The following is a 20460-nucleotide window of genomic DNA, read 5'->3' as shown; positions in this document are numbered from 1 at the left end:
TGTAAGTTCAGTAGGTGACGCGTTTGGGGGCGAAGCGTCGGCCGATGTTGAGGGTGATGTTGCTGACCGCCCGCAGAAGCGCCTTGACCTTCTGCGTCGGTGGAATCGAAGACAGCGAAAGACTCAGGACCTGGCGCAGGAAGAAGACATGCAGGTCGCGCTCGCCCAGCCGGTAGTAGTAGTTGGCCAGGCAGTACTGGGTGTGGAGATCCATCTGCAGGCGCTTCTGGCTGGCACGCATGGAAAAGATCCCGCCCTCGTGCACGCGGTAGGCGGCGGGGCGGATCTCGTCCATGAACTTGCCCTTGCCGTGGGCTCCGAGCAGCGACCACCAGACGATGTCCATGAGCGCAGCGGTTTCCAGCTCCGGCGGCAGTTCCCGCAGGACATTGCGGAAGCAGGCGGTCAGGGTGGACAGCGGCAACGCCTTCTTCAGGTCGGTTTCGCTGCGGTCGTAGTGATCCTGGCCACCGAAACGCTGCGGATTGACGATCCCCTTGCTGTTGAAGGCATAGGAAGCGTGGAAGGTCAGGGCGTAGTCCCGGTTGTTCTCCAGAAAGTCCACCTGCAGCTGCAGCTTGCGCGGATCGTTCCAGTAGTCGTCGCCTTCGCAGTAGGCGATGTAGTCGCCGCGGGCGTGCTGGAACACCGGCATGCCATAGGGCTTGCCCTGGCTGTACTGGTTTTCCTTTTGCAGGATCAGGCGGATCAGCCGGGGATAGCGGCGCTCGTAGTCCTTGAGAATTTCCCGGGTGCCATCGGTCGAGGCGTCGTCGTTGACGATGATCTCGAAAGGAAAATCGGTCTGCTGGCGCAGGAAGCCGTCGATGGCCTGGCCGATGTACTCGCGATGGTTGAAGGTCAGGCAGACGATGCTGGCGACCGGCCGACTGCAATCCGTCGGCCAGTTCTTCATGATCTCTGCTTCGGTCCGAGCGTCCATGTCAGATACCTGCTTTGTAGAGTTGGGAAAACAGGCGCGAGCGGGTCTGTTTCGGAGAACAGAGCACGTAGCTCAGCGCCATCAGCACCAGGGTCAGGCCACCGCCCAGGGCGAGGGTGGCCAGGATGGCGAACCGCTCCTGCGGTTGAATCTCTTGGTACAGCAGCTTGCTCAGGCCCACGCCGATGGCGGTCACCACCACGGCCACCAGCAGGTCCTGGTTCCAGTAGCGCTGCAGATTCGGCGCGAAGCGGCCGTGGACGATCATCGGCCAGATCACGAAGGGGATCAGGCGCATGAAGAACCAGGCCAGCGCTGCGCCATAGGCGCCGTAGTGCAGGACCACCAGGATCACGATGGGCACCGAGATGGCCGCGGATACCAGGCTGTACCAGACGTGCAGGCGCAACTTGCCGTAGGCGTACTGCAGATAGAACTGGAACTGGCTCAGGGCGAGCAGCGCCGCGCCCAGGGCGTACCAGAACAGGATCGGCTCGCTCCAGTGCGCGGAGACCTTGTCGCCGGTCCAGGCGAAGACCAGCGCCTCGCCATGGAAGGCCACCATGGCCGCCAGCGGCAGCAGGATGGCGAAGGCGAAGCGCGCCGCGTTGCGATAGAGCCGTTCCAGTTCGAGCGGTTTGTCCTGGGACACCAGGACCGTCATGCGCGGCAGCAGGGCCTGTACCAGCGGATTGGTCAGGGTGACGATGCCGGTGGAGATCAGCGCCACCAGGCTGAAGTAGCCGTACTCGGCCAGGGGCAGCGCCTTGGACAGCACCAGCTTGTCGAGCTGGGTCAGGGCGATCCACAGGATCGAGGTAAAGGACATGCTCAGGGCGAAGGGCACGATGGGCTTCACCCGCTGCCAGTCGAAGCCGCTCCACCAGGTGGGGTTGGGCAGCAGGCGATAGGCCTTGAGCGCATAGACCAGCATCTCGAACACGGCGACGAAGGCCTGGAACACAAAGAAGTCCAGCGGCTCCTGGGAAATCCACATCACCAGGATCAGGCCGCCGAAGTAGCGGACGGTGGCGATCAGCACATTGACCAGGTTCAGCCAGCCGTGCAGCTCGACCCCCTGGACGCCGCTCTTGTACAGCGTCGACAGCAGGCGGAAGGCGATCATCAGCCCCATCAGGCCGATGCAATGGGCCACGGTCTCGGTGGGCAGGCCCTGGACGTTGAGCCAGTGACCCGCCATCCAGTCCGCATTCAGCTCGATGGCGACGAACGCCAGGGTCGCCAGGGGAATGAAGATGAATTCCAGCGAGCGCAGCAGCTGACCACGGGTGCGCCCGGCACCGGTCTGGCCACGGCCATGGGCGACATCGCGCACCAGGGACGCGGAGATGCCGACGTCGAGGAGTTGCAGCCAGGTCTGCAGCACGGCGAAGAAGCCGATCAGACCATAGGTTTCGGCACCCAGATGACCGAGATACATCGGCTGGATCAAGATGCCGATCAGCAGCGCATAGGCTTGGCCGGCATAGTTGATCAGGGTGTTGCGCAACACCGACACTTTCGCGGGACTGGTCATGGGAGATAGCGGGCCAGGGTCAAGTTAGAGCAGGAGAGGAGTCGCCGGGAAAATCCCAGCTCGGCAGCAGCTGTGCCGGGGTGATGAGTGCCCGCAGGGATTCCATGCTGGTCTTTTTCTGCTGCGCCAGGAGCAGGGTGTCGATCAGCAGGTCCTGGGTCGCCTGCGGCAGGTCCGGATAGAGCGGCACGCAGAGGATGCGGTGACTCAGCTTGCGCGAGACCGGCTTGATCGCCTGGGGCTGCAGGTAATCCAGGGTTTCCAGCGACGGATAGAAGTAGCGGCGCGGGTTGATGCCGACGGCGTTCAGGGCCTTCTTGGTGTCGAGCAGACTCGGCTCGTCACGCAGGGCCACCGGGAAGTAGCTGTAGTTCAGCTGGGTGCCGTAGGTGGGACGCTGCAGGTCGAATGCGCCCTGCAGGCGTCTCTCATAGTGCTGACCGATGACGGCGCGGCGGGCCAGGATGTCTTCCAGTTCGTCGAGGATGCACAGCCCCATGGCCGCGGAAACCTCGTTGAGCTTGGCGTTGATGCCCACGCCTTCGATGCGTTCGGCATCGACGATGCCGAAGTTGATCATGCGGCGGACGCGCTCGGCGAGTTCGTCGTCCTCGGTGATGATCGCGCCGCCTTCGATGGTGTGGAACAGCTTGGTGGCGTGGAAGCTGACGGTGGTGATGTCGCCCCACTGCAGTACCGAGCGGCCTTCGAACAGGGTGCCGAAGGCATGGGCGCCGTCGTAGACGACCTTCAGGCCGTGGCGGTTGGCGACCTGCTGCAGGCCGCGGACATCGCAGGGATTGCCGAACACGTGGGTGGCGACGATGGCCGAGGTGTCGTGCTCGATGGCGGCTTCGACGTTGGCCGGATCCAGGTTCCAGGTTTCCGGATGGATGTCGGCGAACACCGGCCGGATCCCTTCCCAGTGCAGGGTGCTGGTGGTGGCGACGAAGCTGAACGGCGTGGTGATGGCGCTGCCGGTCAGGCCCAGGGCGCGATAGGCGACCTGCAGGGCCAGGGTACCGTTGTTGACCAGGATGATGTTTCTGACGCCCAGGTAGTCGCGCAGGCGCTCTTCGAGCTGAGCGTGCAGAGGGCCCTGGTTGGTGATCCAGTTGTTGGCGTAGATCTTGTCGATATACGCCTTGAAGCGTTCCTTATCGCCAAGGTAGGGCTTGGTCACATTGATCATGATCCGGTACCTGCTTATCGAGTCCTTGATACGTGTCGGTTCGGTCAAGCGTGTTCGGCGACCGGACTGGCCGGTTGCCGGAAGGCGGCGCCGGGCTTGTCCAGACGTTCCAGAACCGACTCCAGGGCCTCGCGACTGGCATCGTTGTGGAACTGCCAGACCCCGTAGATGCGTCCGGAAAAGGACGCCTCGCTCCCCAGGCGAGGATCCACTGCCAGTCCCGAGCCCAGGCCGAACAGGTGCAGGCCCTTGAGGCGCTGGCCGTGCTGGTCCAGTGGGCTGCCGGCGGCATCGGAGTCCAGACCGCCGCGCAGGGTGCGCAGGGTCAGCGGACGGCCGTCCTGGCAGCGCAGCTCGGGCACGATGGGCTGGTAACCCATGCCCTGCACCAGCAGGGCGGCGCTGTCGAACAGCGTCTGGGCGCTGGCCAGTTGTTCGGCGCTGCCATCCAGTTGCAGCGTCTTGACCTTGACCGGGGTACCGCCGATGCCCTGACCGACAAGGACCTGGCGGCCGATCTCGTGGGCGCGGTAGCGCAGTCCGCCGGAGCGGTTGACCCGCTTGGAGATGGGGCAGATGTCCTGCAGCGGGTCGAAGGCGTAGCCGGCGGCCAGGGCTTCGGCGGCGGTCTCGTAGAACAGCCGGATCGGTGAGCGATGGACCAGGGTCAGTTCGCGCAGACCATCGTGGTGCAGGGCGCTGGCCAGGTTGTCGAGGGCGGAGAAGGCGCTGTGAGAGCCACCGACCACGCAGATCGGACCGCCATCCTTGAGGCGGGCCCGATAGCGCTGGCGCAGGGCTTCGGGTTGCAGGCGCAGCAGATTGTCGGAGCTGTCGATCGAGGCGCTCTGGGGCAGCTGCAGGCCCATGGCCTGGATGCTTTCTTCGAAGCTGTGGCGGGTCTGCTTGCCGCCCAGGTTCAGCACCAGGCTGGAGGTACGGACGCGGCGGATGGCGCCGGCCTGTTCCAGCCAGACGACATAGCTCGAGCCTTCGCAGGTCACTTCGATGATGCGGGTCTGGCGCCAGGTGGGGATGCCGTACTGGCGTTCGAGCCAGGGCAGGACCAGGCCGGCGGCCTGCTGGAAGAGCTGGCCGACGATGGGCAGCGCCGGTGCTTCCTGGGCATTCAGCTTGAGGTGGCGAAAGGTCGGGGACGCTTGCAGCGGGGCCAGGATGGGCGCCAGCAGCGGATCGCGCAGGCAGTCCAGAAAGACGTCGCTCACCGAGTTGGCGATGATCTGATAGTCACCCAGCTTGCCGGCGCCGAGTTCGGTCCCGGCGTCGACGATGATGGTGCCGGCCTGGGCGAGTTGCTCCAGGGCACCGCGCTTGATGGCATTGAACAGGAATCCCAGGCCTGCCGGACCGGCGCCGCCAATTAGACATCCTAATGTCGATTCCGATAGATCATTCCTTGCCATCGGGGCTTCCTCTCTGTGCGCCTTCGAGGCGCAATTAACGTGATTGAAACTGGCTTTCACAGTGCCCGGCAGTCAGCAAAAAATGCAGCGGATCGTTTTAATCTTTATTGACTTAATGACCGTCTGATGAATGTCGGTCAGTGCCTGTTTTAACTCTTGCCAATAATTAATCCGCAGGTGTCGGCAGCAGAAGTAAGCGAACTTGCTCGAGCCTGTCTGCCAAGCACTTTCCACACTCATCCGGGCCAGGCTGCTGGTGACGGAGGCAGGCCGAAGTTGGTCTGGCTGAGCCACTTTTCGGCCTGGTACGGGCACGGTTGAAGTTGCCTGGGGGAAAAGAATTAAGTCCCGCTCGGGTGACATCCCTGTAGTCCTGCAGGTGCTTGCTGGCACGGTGATCGTCCCCTTCTGTCCAGCACCGGGCATGGCTACCGCACAGGTTTGCCGTGACGTGGGTGGTAACCGGTCCAATCGGGACATGGCTACCGCACGGGTTTGCACCTGGACGGGATGAACAGAGGGTTATTTACCGATATCAAGACCTGACAATGTTTGAGCAGGAACTTGAGAAGCCATCGGCGAGACGCAGAGGAGGGGGGAGGTAATGCTGTCTTCCCTGACCTGAACGGCGGCTGGTTCAGCGCGCAATCCCAGCGCTACTTCGAACTTGTCGCAATGATTGTCAAAAGGGTTAGCACTGTCAACGCGAGGTCCGGAGGGGAAATCCGGCCAGCGAGACGGCTATCGGCGCTGTTGTTATCGAGGAATCGCCAGCCAAATGAGGTGTGCTTGGCAAAAAATCGTCCAGCCGCGCGGCTTTTGGTGAAGGGGGTCGCAAAGCTTCTGCTGTCGAGGTCGATAAGTGTGACGAATATTTTGGCGATTGGTTAACAGAACCCGGGGCCCTAGTAGACGACCGGCGAGCACGAGAAATCAGCCTTTCGGCATTGGGTATTACTGACTTCACGGCCTGCCTGACCAGCCTTCCAGCAGGGCGGGAAGCTCGCTCAGGCTGCGGATCTCCGCATCCGGCTTGCCAGGACCCTGCCAGGGGGTCTGCAAGGGGTTGAACCAGACGGCGCGGATACCGGCGCGCTGGGCGCCGGCGACATCGTCCACGGGGTTGTCGCCCACATGCACGGTGGCGTCGGCAGCGATGCCGGTGAGACGCAGGGCCTCGCGGAAAGGCATGGGGTCGGGTTTGCCGACGCCCAGCTGCTCGGCATTCAGGGCAAAGCGGAAGTAGTCGGCCAGGCCGATGGTCTGCACATCCGCATTACCGTTGGTCAGCACCCCCAGGGTATAGCGATCGGCGAGGCGCTCCAGGGTGGGGTGGACGTCGTCGAACAGGGTGACCTGCTGGCGAGCGGCCAGGTAGACCGCGAAGCCTGCTTCGGCCAGCTGGGCAGCCTCGGGCTCGACATAGCCGGCATCGAGCAGCGCCTGATGGATGACCCGGCGGCGCATCTCGCTGACCCGGTGCTTGAGACCGGCGTCCTGCTGCAGCAGGTGATCGCGGATCGCCCAGAGGTGCTCGACCGGAACGCTGCCCAGCCGCGGCGCGGAGGCGGCGAACCAGTCACGCAGCAGGGCTTCGGCGGAATGGATGACCGGCGCGATTTCCCAGAGGGTGTCGTCGAGGTCGAAGGTCACGAGGCGAATCGTCATCGGCTGGCCTTGCGCTTGGCGCGGGGGTGCGCCTTGTCATAGACCTCGGCGAGCTGGCCGAAGTCCAGGTGGGTGTAGATCTGGGTGGTGGCGATGTCGGCGTGGCCGAGCAACTCCTGGACCGCGCGCAGATCGCCGGAGGCGCTGAGCATGTGGCTGGCGAAGCTGTGCCTGAGCATGTGCGGATGCAGGTGCTGGCCCAGTTCGCGCACGCCGGCCTCGCGCACCCGCAGCTGTACCGCGCGGGGCGTCAGGCGCAGACCGCGCTGGCCGATGAACAGGGCGTCGTCGCGCGGTGCGGCCTGGAGCCGGACCCTGAGCCAGGCCTCCAGGGCGTCCCGGGCCTTGCTGCCGATGGGCAGCACCCGCTCCTTGTTGCCCTTGCCGCGCACCTGGACCAGGCCCTGGGCCAGATCCACGTCCGCGAGGTCCAGCCCGACCAGCTCGGAGAGGCGCAGTCCGGAGCTGTAGAAGAGCTCCAGCAGCGCCTGATCACGCAGGCCGAGAAAGTCGTCCTCCACGGCGCCATCGAGCAGCTGCATGGAGCGGTCGACGTCGAGCACCTTGGGCAGGGCCTTCTGTGCCTTGGGGGGCGTGAGTCCATGGGCCGGATCCTGGCTGCAGTGGCCTTCGCGGATCAGGTAGAGATAGAAGCCGCGGCAGGCCGACAGCAGCCGCGCCAGGCTGCGACTGGAGGCGCCGGCCCGGTGCAGCTGGGCGATCAGGGCGCGCAGACGGCGACCGTCCAGGCCGCCCCAGTCGCTCAGGCCTTCGGTTTCGACGAAGGTCAGCAGCTTGCGCAGGTCGCGCCGGTAGCCGTCGAGCGTGTGGGGCGAAACCTGGCGCTCCAGCCGCAGGTGGTCGAGATAGGCATCGAGCTGGACCTGCATGCTCCGCTCCCGGGCTCAGCGCACCGTACGCAAGGGGACGGGAAAGCGCGGCAGTACCCGCGCCAGGACTTCCGCGACGTGGCTCAGGAACAGCGTGCCCAGGCTGCTGCGATAGTGCTGGGGATCGGGGCTGCCGATCGCCAGAACGCCATGCAGACCCTGATGGGAGAGGGCGGCGACGGCCGCGGACCCGACCTCTTCCTTGGCCGAGTCGCCGAACAGGAAGGCCAGTTCGTGGGCGCGCAGGACACCGCTGGTGGTCTTCTCGCCGCCCAGCAGGCCGCCGATCACCTTTTGTGCTTCGGCAGGCGTGACGCTGCGGCCGACCGGCAGGGGATGCTCGTGGAACAGGATGAGGCCGACGTAGGGCACCTTGAATTCATGGCGCAGGCTGTCCTCGACGGTGCCTATCACCTCTTCGAGGCTGTTGGCGTCGAGCAGGCCGATGATCAGCCGCCGGGTCTTGTCGAACAGCCGGTCGTTGTCCCGCGCCACGTCCATCAGATGGGCCAGGCGATGGCGCATCTCGCCATTGCGATCGCGCAGCAGACCCAGTTGCCGCTCGACCAGGGAGATGGCGGTGCCCCGCTGGTGGGGGACGCGCATCTCCGCCAGCAGCTCTTCGCGATCGGCGAAGAAGTGCGGATGATCCAGCAGCCAGTCGGCGACCTGGTCCGCGGTCAGTTCCGGGGTGTCGCTCATACTCTTACCTGGCCTTCATAGACACGGGTGGCCGGACCGGTCATGAGCACCGGTTGACCGACGCCGTCCCACTCGATGTTGAGCAGGCCGCCCGGCAATTCGATGCTGACCGGCGATTTCAGCCAGCCCTGGCGGATCCCGGCCACGGCGGCGGCGCAGGCGCCGGTGCCGCAGGCGCGGGTCTCGCCGACGCCACGTTCCCAGACTCGCAGGCGGGCGCGCTGGGCGTCGATGATCTGCAGGAAGCCGATGTTGGCCTTTTGCGGAAAGCGCGGATGGCACTCCAGCTTGGGACCGAGGATGAGCACCGGGGCCTGGTCGACGTCGGCGACCCGCAGCACGCCATGGGGATTGCCCATGGAGACCACCGCCAGCTCGACCGTCTCGCCCTCGACCTGGACGGCATGACTCAGGGTCTCGGCCTCGGCGATGAAGGGGATCTCGGCCGCCTGCAGGCGTGGGGCGCCCATGTCGACGCGGACCTGGCCGTCGCCCTTGAGGTGCAACTCGATGATGCCGCCCTTGGTTTCGACGCGGATCTGCTTCTTGACCGTCAGGCGCTTGTCGAAGACGAAGCGGGCGAAGCAGCGGGCACCGTTGCCACACTGTTCGACCTCGGAGCCATCGGCGTTGAAGATGCGATAGCGAAAGTCCACGTCCGGGGTGCTGGGGGTCTCGACGATCAGCAGCTGGTCGAAGCCGACACCGGTCTTGCGGTCACCCCACAGGCGAACGTGCTTGGGCTGGATGTGCGCGTGCTGGCTGATCAGGTCGAGGACCATGAAATCGTTGCCCAGACCGTGCATCTTGGTGAAGCGCAGTTGCATGGAACTCCCCTCAGGCCGGCAGCCGGCTCTCGCCTGCGAAGAGTTCTTCCAGCGTCTCGCGCCGACGGACCAGGTGCGCCTGGTTGCCATCCACCATCACCTCGGCCGCACGGCCACGGGTGTTGTAGTTGGAACTCATGGTGAAGCCATAGGCCCCGGCGGAGCGGATGGCCAGCAGATCGCCTTCGGCCAGGACCAGCTCGCGGTCCTTGGCGAGGAAGTCGCCGGTCTCGCAGATGGGACCGACCAGGTCGTAGCGGCGGGCGTCGCCCTGGCGCTCGGTCACCGGCTCCACCGCCATCCAGGCCTGGTACAGCGCCGGACGGATCAGGTCGTTCATCGCCGCGTCGACGATGGCGAAATCCTTGTGGGCGGTGTGCTTGAGGTATTCCACGCGGGTCAGCAGGATGCCGGCGTTGGCGACGATGAAGCGGCCGGGTTCGAACACCAGGGTCAGGTGGCGCCCGGCGATGCGTTCGCGGATGGCCTGGATGTAGTCGCCGGCCAGCGGCGGCTGTTCGTCGCGATAGCGCACGCCCAGGCCGCCGCCGAGATCGAGATGGCGCAGGACGATACCGCGCTCGGCGAGGCGATCGATCAGCGCCAGCAGGCGGTCGAGGGCATCGAGGAAGGGCGGCAGGGTGGTGAGCTGGGAGCCGATGTGGCAGTCCACGCCGAGAATCTGCAGATTCGGCAGCTCGGCGGCGCGGGCATAGACCGCCTCGGCGTCGGCGATGTCGATGCCGAACTTGTTTTCCTTGAGACCGGTGGAGATGTAGGGGTGGGTACCGGCGTCGACATCGGGATTGACCCGCAACGAGATCGGCGCGACCACACCCAGCTCCGCAGCCACCTGTTGCAGCCGTTCCAGCTCGTCGGTGGATTCGACGTTGAAGCAGTGCACGCCCACTTCCAGGGCGCGGCGCATGTCGTCTCGGGTCTTGCCTACCCCGGAGAACACCACCCGGTGCGGATCGCCACCGGCGGCCAGGACGCGCTCCAGCTCGCCGCGGGAGACGATGTCGAAGCCGGCGCCGAGGCGGGCCAGGACGTTGAGCACGCCGAGGTTGGAGTTGGCCTTGACGGCAAAGCAGACCAGGTGCGGCAGACCGGCCAGCGCATCGGTATAGGCGCGGTACTGGCCCTCGATGTGCGCTCGCGAGTAGACGTAGGCGGGGGTGCCGAACTGCTGCGCCACGGCGCTCAGGGCTACCCCTTCCGCATGCAGTTCACCTGCACGGACAGCGAAGACTTCCATGGTGGCTCCTTAGAACACGTCGTGGCGGTGTTCTTTGGCGGCTTTCTGGTCGTCGGGCAGGTACAGCGGGCCTTTCTGACCGCAGCCGGCCAGCAGGCAGGCGCAGGCGATGAAGAGGAGAGACAGGCGCTTCATGACGCTAAACCTTTATTCAGGCGAATATTGCCCGGAGTATAACGGGGTTGAGCGACTCTTTGACACGCCCGGATGGCTGAAGCGCAGCTGCCGGCAGCAGCCGCGACTGGACGCCATCTGGGCGGCCCGCTACCGTGCGGCGATTCTTTCCCTTCTTTCGAGGATCGTCATGAGCCGGCTCAGCGAAGCGCAATTCCATCACCTCGTCGACCAGACCCAGCGCCAGGTCGAAGACGCCTATGACGACAGCGGGCTGGACCTCGATCTGGAAAATGCCGGTGGCGTGCTGACGATCAAGTTCGACAATGGCAGCCAGGTCATCCTCAGCCGTCAGCCCCCGCTGGTGCAGCTCTGGGTGGCGGCGCGCTCGGGTGGCTATCACTTCGACTGGGATGGCCAGAACTGGATCTGCGACACCTCGTCCGAGACCCTTGGTGCGCTGCTGGTACGGGTCACCCTGGAGCAGACCGGCGAGAGCGTGGCCCTGCCTGGGCTATGACGACCTGCGGTCGGTGCGGCTTGACCGCTGCCGCGACCTCTGTGCTAGCGTGACCTAAGAGCTTGTTCAAAAGCTGCTGCGCGTCGGCCAAACGGCGTTGAAAATGTCCTGGGTCGCCAGCCCGGTCGGAATGCTCATTTACCAGTCGTAACTTGAGCGCGAGCCCGGTCCGCTTCCTCAGCTATTTTCGCGGGGCCGCCTAGGCCTTGTTTGACTCTAACTCGCGAGCTTTTGAACAGGCTCTAACGGCGCCTTTCGAGCGCCGTTTTCTTTTGCCGCCCGTGTCGCGGCTTCCCACTGGGTGTCTGTTGCCCGTCATCTCGTTGGTCCGCCGCTGCTCGCGGCAGGGGCCGCGTCGTCTTGTCCTCCAGGAGTCCGCCATGCGCCATGCATCGCCCATCACCGTTTCCGCCGTCGATCTGCCCCGTCTCGAAAGGCTGCTCGACGCCCTGCCCGAATTCGGGCCCGTGGCCGAGGCCCTGGACGAGGAACTGGCCCAGGCGCGAGTAGTGGCGCCCGAGGAGATCGGTGCGGTAGTCACCATGAATTCGCGGGTGCGTTGCCGCGAGACCGATACCGGCAAGGAATACCAGGTGGTACTGGTCTATCCGGAGGACGCCGGTGGCGAGGGGCGGGTCTCGGTGCTGGCGCCGGCCGGCAGCGCGCTGCTCGGGGCGACGCCCGGCGAGCACCTCAGCTGGCCGGTGCCCGGCGGCAAGGAGCAGCAGGTTGAGCTGCTGGCGCTGGAGCCGGCCGAGGCCTAGTCGTCCGCCGGTTCCGGCAACTCGGGCAGGGCCCGTAGCAGGCGCTCGTAGTGGGCGCCGTCGAAGGGGCGGTCGGCGTCGAGCATGGCTGCGATCTCAAAGGACAGCGCCTGGGCCATCAGCAGCACCGCTTCCTCGCGGTCATAGCCGACCAGGGTCAGCTTGTTGAGTACGGCCTGGACATAGTCCGGCTCGCCGGCGGCGAGCTGGTTCTCCACCGCTTCGATCAGATGGGAGGAGACAAAGGATTCTTCGTCATCGGCGTGGTCAATCATGTCTGGATACCTTTTGTTACAGTGCGACCCCTGATTCTGGCCTGGAGTCTTCTCGATGATCACCTGCTATCGCCTGTCCGCCGACGAGCTGGTCGCGCAGCCCTTGTCGCCGGGAGACCCGCTGCCCGCGGATCTGCTCTGGGTCGATCTGCTCGATCCCAGTGAGGCGGAAGAGCGCTATCTGGAGCAGGCACTGGCGATGGATATCCCCACCCGGGAAGAAATCGCCGAGATCGAGGAATCCTCGCGACTCTATCAGACCGACCAGGCCCTGCACCTGACCACCACCGTGGTCAGCGGCTTCAGCGAGCATCAGCCGCAGGCCTCGGTGGTCAATTTCGTGCTGACGCCCGAGTGGCTGGTGACGGTGCGCTACGCCGAACTGGCCGCCTTCAAGACCTTTCTCGGCAAGGCCCAGCAGCAGGCGAGCCAGCACTGTCGCAGCGATGTCATCTTCGCCTCGCTGCTGGACAGCCTGGTGGATCGCGTGGCCGACATCCTCGAATCGGTACAGGCGCATCTCAATCGCCTGGCCAAGGCGGTGTTTCGCGAACCCCTGGATCCGCAACAGGCCAAGCAGCCGAAGACCGACCTGCAATCCATCGTCAAGCAGCTCGGTCGCAGCAACCAGCTGCTGGCCCAGCTCAGCGAGAGTTTGCTGGGCATCAACCGCATCGTCTCCTACCTGCGGCGGGCGGGTGCCACCTGGATCTCCGGGACGGCCAAGACCTGGTTCAAGACGCTGGAACGCGACGTCCGCTCGCTGAGCGATTACCAGGCCAAGATGAACGGCGAGATCGGCTTTCTGCTCGACGCCACCCTGGGCCTGATCAGCGTGGAGCAGAATAACATCGTCAAGGTGTTCACCATCGCCTCGGTGCTGTTCCTGCCACCGACCCTGGTGGGCACCATCTACGGCATGAACTTCAAGGTCATGCCGGAGCTGGACTGGCATTTCGGCTATCCGCTGGCGCTGGGCGCCATGGTGGTCTCGGCGCTGATTCCCTATGCCTGGTTCAAGTTTCGCCGCTGGCTGTAGCCGGCGGCATCCATCGCACCGCGAGGAGGCAAGTCTATGCGTATCGGATTCATCGGTCTGGGTGGCATGGGCCAGGGCATGGCCGCCAATCTGCTCAAGGCGGGCCATGAGGTGGTGGTCTGGAATCGCTCCCCGGAGCCGGTCCAGGCCCTGGTCGGGCAGGGTGCCCGCGCGGCAGCGACGCCGGCGGAGGCCTTCGATGTGGCGGTGGTCTTCAGCATCCTGGCCAATGACGCCGCTACCCGTGAGGTAGTCCTCGACAGCGGCGCCCTGCAGCAGGCGCGGGCGGGACTGATCCACGTCAGCATGGCCACCCTGTCGGTGGCGCTGGTCGACGAACTGGTCGCGCGCCATGCCGAGGCGGGCGTGGGTTATGTGGCGGCGCCGGTGTTCGGGCGCACCGACGTGGCCGCCAGTGGCCAGCTCAACATCGTGGTGGCGGGCGATCCCGAAGCGATCCAGCGCGTCCAGCCGCTGCTCGATGTGCTGGGACGCAAGACCTGGCCGGTGGGCGCGGAGCCGCGGCAGGCCAACGTGGTCAAGATCGCCGGCAACTTCATGATCGCCAGCGCCATCGAGACCATGGGCGAGAGTACCGCCCTGGCGCGCAGCTATGGCGTGGCGCCCGCAACGCTGCTGGAGATTCTCACCAGCACCCTGTTTGCCGCGCCGGTGTATCAGAACTACGGGCGCCTGCTGACCGAGCGAAAGTTCTCGCCGGCGGCCTTCAAGCTCAGCCTGGGACTCAAGGACGTCGGCCTGGCCCTGGCGGCCGGTCAGGAAAAGGCGGTACCGCTACCCTTCGCCAGCGTCCTGCGAGACAACCTGCTGGAGGCCGTCGCCCAGGGCGAGGGCGATCTGGACTGGATCGCGCTGGGGCAGAGATCGCACAAAAAGGCCGGCCTCGACTGAGAGCCTGCTCAAGGTCTGCTGCGCGTCGGCCAAACTCCGTTGAAAAGGCCCTGGGTCGCCAGCCCTACCTAGGCGGCCCCGTCGCAATGCTCGTTTACCACTCGTAAACTCGCGCGAGCCCGGTCCGCTTCCTCAGGCCTTTTCGCGGGGCCGCCCAGGCCTTTGAATAGGCTCTCGCGGCTACTTGCAGGCGGTGCCCAGCGCCGCCAGCGACAGCGGGTAGAACTGCAGGTTGTAGCCCGAGGTCTTGGCCTGGCTGCAGCGCTTGGTGCTGTAGAGGCCGTAGTCGATGATCATCACCGGCTTCTTCTGGGTGCGGAAGTAGCTGTAGGCGTTGCACTCGGCGTAGTCGTAGCAGCTCTCGTTGAGGGCGAAGTCGAACTTGCCGTAGAGGCTCGGCACCAGGTCCACGGCGTTCTTCAGGCCCACCAGCAGACTGCGCCTGTGCGCCTCGTCGGCCAGCCAGTTGAGGAAGTCCAGTTGCTGGGCCCTGGTCAGCTTGAGGCCGTTGGGGTTGCTGAAGCCGTCGACGTTGTCCGGGTCCACCCCCTGGCAGCCCTTCTGCACCGCCAGGTCCAGCCGCTTGGCCAGCAAGGCGCGGACGTCGGCACGGCGGATGTCCAGCCAGCGTTCGCCCGGCCAGGCGTCCAGCGCCTTGCCCAGAGCGGCCTTGGGATAGAGCGCGGCGTCGGACCGCCAGTCTTCCCAGGTGCCGGCGCTGAAATAGCAGATCACCGTCTTCCCGTTGCCCTTCAGGTTGGCGATCACCGCCTTGCTGGTGTCGTAGAGATCGATGTCGTAGAGGGTGCGATCGGGCTTTTGCAGCACGCCGTTCAACTGGACATGCCAGGTGAGCGTCTGTGGCAGCGGCGGCGGCAGGGCGGCCTGGCTGGACGCCGCGGCGAACATTCCGCAAAGCAGGATGGAACAGGCTGAAAGGCGCATGAGACTTGACTCGAACGGCTGGTCAAGTCTCCAGTATCGGCTGCCGGGTCGCAGTCCTGAGCGCCAGTCGTCGAACCTATCAACGGCTGGTCGGCCGTCGCCTGACCGGCTTTCCGGCCCCCTTGCGCAGAGAGCCCTGGCCTAGAGCCCTTGTCTTCGGATCAGGCGCCTGCTCGGCGGTGGAATGAGCCCTTGCGCCCGGTCGCCCTGCCGATGAGCGGCAGGGGCGAGGTCTTCGGCCGGCGGCTTGCTCGCCCGCGGAGGTGTGAGCGAGAAGCGCAGTGGCCGGATCAGCGCTGGGCCAGCAGCGCGCGACCGCGTTGCACGGCGGCGCGGACCTGGGCCGGGGCGGTGCCGCCGATGTGGTCGCGGGCATTGACCGAGCCTTCCAGGGTCAGGACGGCGAAGACGTCCTGCTCGATCTGGTCGCTGAAGCGCCGCAGTTCGTCCAGGCTCATCTCGGCCAGGTCCTTGCCGCTGTCCACGCCGTACTTGACCGCGTGGCCGACGATCTCGTGGCAGTCGCGGAAGGGCAGGCCCTTGCGCACCAGGTAGTCGGCGAGGTCGGTGGCGGTGGAGAAGCCGCGGCGGGCAGCCTCGCGCATGATCTCGCGCTTGGGCTTGATGGCCGGGACCATGTCGGCGAAGGCCCGCAGGGAATCGCGCAGGGTATCGGCGGCGTCGAACAGCGGTTCCTTGTCTTCCTGGTTGTCCTTGTTGTAGGCCAGCGGCTGGCCCTTCATCAGGGTCAGCAGGCCGGTGAGGGCGCCGAACACCCGGCCGGTCTTGCCGCGCACCAGTTCGGGGACATCGGGATTCTTCTTTTGCGGCATGATCGAGGAGCCGGTGCAGAAGCGGTCGGGCAGGTCGATGAACTGGAACTGGGCGCTGGTCCAGAGCACCAGTTCTTCGGAGCAGCGCGACAGGTGCATCATCGCCAGGGAGGCCGCGGCGCAGAATTCGATGGCGAAGTCGCGATCCGAGACGCCGTCCAGGGAATTGCCGCCGATGGCCTCGAAGCCCAGCAGTTCGCAGGTGACCTGGCGCTGGATGGGGTAGGTGGTGCCGGCCAGCGCGGCGCTGCCCAGGGGCATGCGGTTGACGCGCTTGCGGCAGTCGACCAGGCGCTCGTGGTCGCGGGAGAGCATCTCGAACCAGGCCAGCAGGTGGTGGCCGAAGGTCACCGGTTGCGCGGTCTGCAGATGGGTGAAGCCGGGCATGATGGTGTCGGCTTCGGCCTCGGCCAGTTGCAGCAGGCCTGCCTGCAGGCGGTTGAGCTCGACGAGGATGGCGTCGATCTCGTCGCGCAGCCACAGGCGGATGTCGGTGGCCACCTGGTCGTTGCGGCTGCGTCCGGTGTGCAGCTTCTTGCCGACCACGCCCAGGCGCTCGGTCAGGCGCGCCTCGATGTTCATGTGCACGTCTTCCAGGTCGACGCGCCACTCGAAGGTGCCGGCTTCGATCTCGCCGCGGATCTCGTCCAGCCCGGCGACGATGGCGTCGCGCTCGGCTTCGCTGAGCACGCCGGCCTGGGTCAGCATGCGGGCATGGGCCTGGCTGCCGAGGATGTCGTGGCGGTAGAGGCGCTTGTCGAAGTCCACCGAGGCGGTGAAGCGGGCGACGAAGGCGTCGACGGGTTCGCTGAAGCGTCCGCCCCAGGACTGGTTGGTTTTTTCGCTGCTCATGGATCGGCCTGCTGCTGGGCTTGTCGGTAAGGGTGAGAAGGGGCCGATGATAGCAGTCCTGGGCGGGCGCCGGCCCGATTCAACGGAGCCGACTTGCCGACGAGTGGTATCTGACCCACACTGCCTCCATGATACTCGAACGCCGCAAAACTCCCCGACCGGTCAAGGTCGACGACTTCTTCGTCCCGGCGCTCTGCGAACCGGAAGCCCTGCTCGTGCTGGTGGTGCTGGCCGAGCTGCTGGTGCTCGTCCTGGTGCTGGCAGAACCCTTCACCCTGCAGTTCAACTGGATCCGCCTGGCGCTGGTGTCGCTGTTCGTGCAGTGGATCGTGCTGCTGTCGGCGGCGCTGCTCTGTCGCCTGCGGCCCTGGTTGGCACGCCATCGACCGGTGGTGGCGGGCGGCTTCTGCTGCGCCATCGTGGTGGCGCTGACGCTGCTCTGCACCCTGGTGGCCGACTGGTTGCAACTGGCCGGACCGCTGCAGCGGGTCGGCGAGGTGCGGCTGTACATGAGACACGCGCTGATCGCCCTGATCATGTCCATGCTGCTGCTGCGCTACTTCTGGCTGCAGAGCCAGTGGCGCCGCCAGCAGCAGGCCGAATTGCAGGCGCGCATCGAGTCGCTGCAGGCGCGCATCCGCCCGCATTTCCTGTTCAACAGCCTGAACAGCATCGCCAGCCTGGTCGCCCTGGACGCCGACAAGGCCGAACGCGCGGTGCTGGACCTGTCGGCACTGTTTCGCGCCAGCCTGGCCCAGCCAGGCAGTCGGGTACGCTGGTCCGAGGAACTGGAACTGTCGCGGCGCTATCTGGAAATCGAGCGCCTGCGCCTGGGCGATCGCCTGCAGCTGCAGTGGGACGTGGACGGGGTGCCGGCGGACCTGCCGATTCCCCAGCTGACGCTGCAGCCGCTGCTGGAAAACGCCCTGATCTATGGTGTCGCGCCGCGCATCGAAGGTGGCCTGGTGACCATCTTCGCGACCTACCGGGACGGGGTCTTCGAACTGGTCATCAGCAATCCCTATGACCCGGAGGTGGAGCAGCAGCCACGCCCACCGAAGGGCACCCGTCAAGCTTTAAGCAATATCGAGGCGCGATTGACGGCACTTTTCGGACCAGCTGCGAGTCTCAAAATCGAACGCCGCGACCAGCGGCATACAACGTCTCTTCGCTATCCATGCGAGCGACTCATGCGGGAAGCCTGAGCTTATGAATGTCCTGATCGTCGATGACGAACCCTTGGCGCGCGAGCGTCTGGCCCGTCTGGTGGGGCAACTGGACGGTTATACCGCCCTGGAGCCAACAGCCACCAACGGTGAGGAAGCCCTCGCTTTGGTCGAAAACCTCAAGCCCGATATCGTCCTGCTCGACATCCGCATGCCGGGTCTGGACGGCCTGCAGGTGGCCGCACGACTCTGCGAGCGCGAATCGCCGCCTGCGGTGATCTTCGTGACCGCCCACGACGAATATGCGCTCGACGCCTTCCAGGTCAGCGCCGTGGGCTATCTGGTCAAGCCGGTGCGGCAGGAAGACCTGGCCGCTGCGCTGAGCAAGGCCCAGCGTCCCAACCGGATGCAGCTGGCTGCCCTGACCAAGCCGCCGGCCAGCGGTGGCCCGGGTCCGCGTAGCCACATCAGCGCTCGCACCCGCAAGGGCATCGAGCTGATCCCGCTGGACGACGTGGTCTACTTCATCGCCGATCACAAGTACGTGACCCTCAGGCATTCCGGCGGCGAGGTGCTGCTGGACGAGCCGCTCAAGGCGCTGGAAGACGAATTCGGCGAGCGCTTCGTGCGCATCCACCGCAATGCGCTGGTTTCCCGCGAGCGCATCGAGCGGTTGCAGCGGACGCCCCTGGGTCACTTCCAGCTGTTCCTCAAGGGCATGAACGGCGACGCCCTCACCGTCAGCCGCCGCCATGTGGCCGGTGTGCGCCGCCTGATGCACAGCATCTGACACGTTCATGGGCCGACGACCGGCGCGCAGCGCGAAAGCGGCGCCGGTCGATTTGCTATCATGGCCGGCAATCTGACGTCCTGACGTGCCGGTAATGCCCATGCCCCGCGAAATTCGTATCGCCACGCGCCAGAGTGCCCTGGCGCTCTGGCAAGCCAACTTTGTCAAAGACCGCCTCGAAGTGGCGCATCCGGGTCTGCGGGTAAGCCTGCTGCCGATGATCAGTCGCGGAGACAAGCTGCTCGACGCGCCGCTGGCCAAGATCGGTGGCAAGGGCCTGTTCGTCAAGGAACTGGAAAACGCCCTGCTCGAAGGCAGCGCCGACATCGCCGTGCACTCCATGAAGGATGTACCCATGGAGTTTCCCGCCGGCCTCGGCCTGTACGCCATCTGCGAGCGGGAAGACCCGCGCGACGCCTTCGTCTCCAATCGCTACGGCGGTCTTGCCGAATTGCCCCGGGGCAGCGTGGTGGGGACGTCCAGCCTGAGACGCCAGGCCCAGTTGCTGGCCCTGCGCCCGGATCTCGAGATCCGCTTCCTGCGCGGCAACGTCAATACCCGGCTGGCCAAGCTCGATGCCGACCACTACGACGCCATCATCCTGGCCGCCGCCGGGCTGATCCGCCTGGGCTTCGCCGCGCGCATCCGTGAATGCCTCACCGTCGAGGACAGCCTGCCGGCAGGTGGCCAGGGCGCCGTGGGCATCGAGTGCCGGACCGACGATGCCGAGGTCCATGCGCTGCTCGAACCCCTGCACCATTTCGACACCGAACGCCGGGTCGCTGCCGAGCGCGCCCTGAATCGCCGTCTCAATGGCGGCTGCCAGGTGCCCATCGCCTGCTATGCCGTGCAGCAGGGCGAGTTGCTCTGGCTGCGCGGTCTGGTCGGCCAGCCCGATGGCGGCCTGCTGCTGCGCGCCGAGGCCCGCGGCCCGCTGAACGATCCCGCCACCCTTGGCGTGGCGGTGGCCGAGGACCTGCTCGCCCAGGGCGCCCAGGACATCCTCGATGCCGTCTACGGGACCAGCGGCGCATCATGAGCGGCTGGCGGCTACTGCTGACCCGGCCGGCGGAGGAGAATCCACCGCTCGCCGCCGCTCTGGACCAGGCGGGTATCGCCACTGCCAGCCTGCCCTTGCTGGACTTGCAGCCGCTGGCGGAAACGCCCGCACAGCGCTCGCTCTGGCTCGATCTCGATCGCTATGCTGCCGTGCTGGTGGTGAGCAAGCCGGCGGCCCGTCTGGGCCTCGCCGCCCTCGATCGATACTGGCCGCAACCGCCGCTGCAGGCCTGGTTCGCCGTGGGTGCGGCCACCGCCGCCGTGCTCGAAGACTATGGGCTGTTGGTGCACCACCCCCAACGCGAGGACAGCGAAGGCCTGCTGGCCCTGCCGGCCCTGGCCGCAGCCCTGCAGCGCCCGGCACCCGAGGTGCTGCTCCTGCGCGGGGAGGGCGGCCGTGATCTGCTGGTCGAAACCCTCACCGCCCGCGGCGCCCGCGTCGAGGTGCTCGAACTCTATCGCCGCCAATGCCCGGAGTACCCCGCAGGGCAGGTCCTAGAGACTCTGGCAGCGGAACGCCTGAATGCCATCATGGTCAGCAGTGGGCAGGGTTTCGCGCATCTGCAGGCCTGTGCGGGTGCGGATTGGCCCGCGGTGCGCCGTTATCCCCTGCTGGTACCCAGCGCCCGTGTGGCCGAACTGGCTCGCGCCAGCGGCTGCCAACTCATCATCGAGTGCCAGGGCGCCAGCGCCAGTGCCTTGATCGCCGCGCTTGCCCATCACCATCCGGATTGACCCTACAAGGAATTC

At 65.8% G+C, this 20460-nt stretch carries 21 protein-coding genes; 8 read left to right on the top strand and 13 right to left on the bottom strand.

Annotation, left to right across the window (positions count from 1 at the left end):
• Positions 1–7: 7 nt before the first annotated feature.
• The 10 genes from PVZ77_RS12990 to lptM all read right to left on the bottom strand — a co-directional run bounded on the left by PVZ77_RS12990 (position 8) and on the right by lptM (position 10576).
• Entirely contained in the window at positions 8–943 is a 936-nt protein-coding gene (locus PVZ77_RS12990; RefSeq protein ID WP_273806891.1) for a glycosyltransferase family 2 protein, read from the bottom strand.
• Between the two features lies 1 nt (position 944).
• On the bottom strand, positions 945–2480 hold the full coding sequence (locus PVZ77_RS12985) for a lipopolysaccharide biosynthesis protein (RefSeq protein WP_273806890.1): 1536 nt from the start codon (positions 2478–2480) through the stop codon (positions 945–947).
• A 19-nt stretch (positions 2481–2499) separates the two neighbouring features.
• Positions 2500–3672 (bottom strand): DegT/DnrJ/EryC1/StrS family aminotransferase, encoded by a 1173-nt coding sequence (locus PVZ77_RS12980; RefSeq protein ID WP_133860436.1) that lies wholly within the window; start codon positions 3670–3672, stop codon positions 2500–2502.
• A 44-nt stretch (positions 3673–3716) separates the two neighbouring features.
• On the bottom strand, positions 3717–5096 hold the full coding sequence (locus PVZ77_RS12975) for a pyridine nucleotide-disulfide oxidoreductase (protein WP_273806889.1): 1380 nt from the start codon (positions 5094–5096) through the stop codon (positions 3717–3719).
• A 963-nt stretch (positions 5097–6059) separates the two neighbouring features.
• The gene (locus PVZ77_RS12970) at positions 6060–6764 is read right to left on the bottom strand and encodes an HAD family hydrolase (protein WP_273806888.1); all 705 of its coding nucleotides are present in this window, start codon (positions 6762–6764) and stop codon (positions 6060–6062) included.
• On the bottom strand, positions 6761–7654 hold the full coding sequence (gene xerC, locus PVZ77_RS12965) for a tyrosine recombinase XerC (RefSeq protein ID WP_273806887.1): 894 nt from the start codon (positions 7652–7654) through the stop codon (positions 6761–6763). The genes PVZ77_RS12970 and xerC overlap by 4 nt, the downstream gene beginning before the upstream one ends.
• A 15-nt stretch (positions 7655–7669) precedes the next feature.
• Positions 7670–8356 (bottom strand): DUF484 family protein, encoded by a 687-nt coding sequence (locus PVZ77_RS12960; RefSeq protein ID WP_017639383.1) that lies wholly within the window; start codon positions 8354–8356, stop codon positions 7670–7672.
• Entirely contained in the window at positions 8353–9183 is an 831-nt protein-coding gene (gene dapF, locus PVZ77_RS12955; protein WP_273806886.1) for a diaminopimelate epimerase, read from the bottom strand. The genes PVZ77_RS12960 and dapF overlap by 4 nt, the downstream gene beginning before the upstream one ends.
• Positions 9184–9193: 10 nt before the next feature.
• Positions 9194–10441, bottom strand: a complete 1248-nt coding sequence (gene lysA / locus PVZ77_RS12950) for a diaminopimelate decarboxylase (protein ID WP_273806885.1) — start codon at positions 10439–10441, stop codon at positions 9194–9196.
• A gap of 9 nt (positions 10442–10450) precedes the next feature.
• Positions 10451–10576 carry an LPS translocon maturation chaperone LptM gene (lptM, locus tag PVZ77_RS12945; RefSeq protein WP_007161378.1) on the bottom strand — a complete coding sequence of 42 codons (126 nt, stop codon included), beginning with the start codon at positions 10574–10576 and terminating at the stop codon, positions 10451–10453.
• A 169-nt stretch (positions 10577–10745) separates the two neighbouring features.
• On the opposite strand from lptM, the gene cyaY reads away from it, so the two are divergent.
• Both cyaY and rnk read left to right on the top strand, forming a co-directional pair.
• Positions 10746–11075 (top strand): iron donor protein CyaY, encoded by a 330-nt coding sequence (gene cyaY, locus PVZ77_RS12940; protein WP_027598165.1) that lies wholly within the window; start codon positions 10746–10748, stop codon positions 11073–11075.
• 380 nt (positions 11076–11455) lie between these two features.
• Positions 11456–11839, top strand: coding sequence for a nucleoside diphosphate kinase regulator (rnk, locus tag PVZ77_RS12935; RefSeq protein WP_007161376.1), 384 nt, complete (start codon positions 11456–11458; stop codon positions 11837–11839).
• Here rnk and PVZ77_RS12930 read toward each other — a convergent pair.
• Positions 11836–12114, bottom strand: a complete 279-nt coding sequence (locus PVZ77_RS12930; RefSeq protein WP_273806881.1) for a hypothetical protein — start codon at positions 12112–12114, stop codon at positions 11836–11838. The genes rnk and PVZ77_RS12930 overlap by 4 nt on opposite strands.
• Positions 12115–12169: 55 nt before the next feature.
• Between PVZ77_RS12930 and PVZ77_RS12925 the strand changes: the two genes are divergently transcribed.
• Positions 12170–13153 carry a magnesium transporter CorA family protein gene (locus tag PVZ77_RS12925; protein WP_273806880.1) on the top strand — a complete coding sequence of 328 codons (984 nt, stop codon included), beginning with the start codon at positions 12170–12172 and terminating at the stop codon, positions 13151–13153.
• 36 nt (positions 13154–13189) lie between these two features.
• Complete coding sequence (locus PVZ77_RS12920; RefSeq protein WP_273806879.1) at positions 13190–14065, top strand: NAD(P)-dependent oxidoreductase; 876 nt, start codon at positions 13190–13192, stop codon at positions 14063–14065.
• Between the two features lie 180 nt (positions 14066–14245).
• Here the strand turns inward: PVZ77_RS12920 and PVZ77_RS12915 are convergent, their stop codons facing one another.
• Positions 14246–15010 carry an endo alpha-1,4 polygalactosaminidase gene (locus PVZ77_RS12915; protein WP_273806878.1) on the bottom strand — a complete coding sequence of 255 codons (765 nt, stop codon included), beginning with the start codon at positions 15008–15010 and terminating at the stop codon, positions 14246–14248.
• A gap of 290 nt (positions 15011–15300) precedes the next feature.
• Positions 15301–16695: an argininosuccinate lyase gene (argH, locus tag PVZ77_RS12910; RefSeq protein ID WP_273806877.1), complete on the bottom strand. Its 1395-nt coding sequence runs from the start codon at positions 16693–16695 to the stop codon at positions 15301–15303.
• Positions 16696–16823: 128 nt separating this feature from the next.
• Between argH and PVZ77_RS12905 the strand changes: the two genes are divergently transcribed.
• From PVZ77_RS12905 to PVZ77_RS12890, 4 genes are all read left to right on the top strand, one after another.
• Positions 16824–17900, top strand: coding sequence for a sensor histidine kinase (locus PVZ77_RS12905; RefSeq protein ID WP_133860446.1), 1077 nt, complete (start codon positions 16824–16826; stop codon positions 17898–17900).
• Positions 17901–17904: 4 nt separating this feature from the next.
• The gene (locus tag PVZ77_RS12900; protein WP_007161369.1) at positions 17905–18651 is read left to right on the top strand and encodes a LytR/AlgR family response regulator transcription factor; all 747 of its coding nucleotides are present in this window, start codon (positions 17905–17907) and stop codon (positions 18649–18651) included.
• A gap of 100 nt (positions 18652–18751) precedes the next feature.
• Entirely contained in the window at positions 18752–19690 is a 939-nt protein-coding gene (gene hemC, locus PVZ77_RS12895) for a hydroxymethylbilane synthase (RefSeq protein WP_273806875.1), read from the top strand.
• Positions 19687–20445, top strand: coding sequence for a uroporphyrinogen-III synthase (locus tag PVZ77_RS12890; RefSeq protein ID WP_273806874.1), 759 nt, complete (start codon positions 19687–19689; stop codon positions 20443–20445). Before hemC ends, PVZ77_RS12890 begins: the two co-directional genes overlap by 4 nt.
• Positions 20446–20460: the final 15 nt, after the last annotated feature.

Origin of the sequence: Pseudomonas sp. SHLD1 (genome assembly GCF_028640935.1) — a bacterium.
In the GTDB taxonomy this organism is placed as follows: Bacteria; Pseudomonadota; Gammaproteobacteria; order Pseudomonadales; family Pseudomonadaceae; genus Chryseomonas; species Chryseomonas aestiva.
This window is presented reverse-complemented; position numbering and strand designations above follow the sequence as displayed.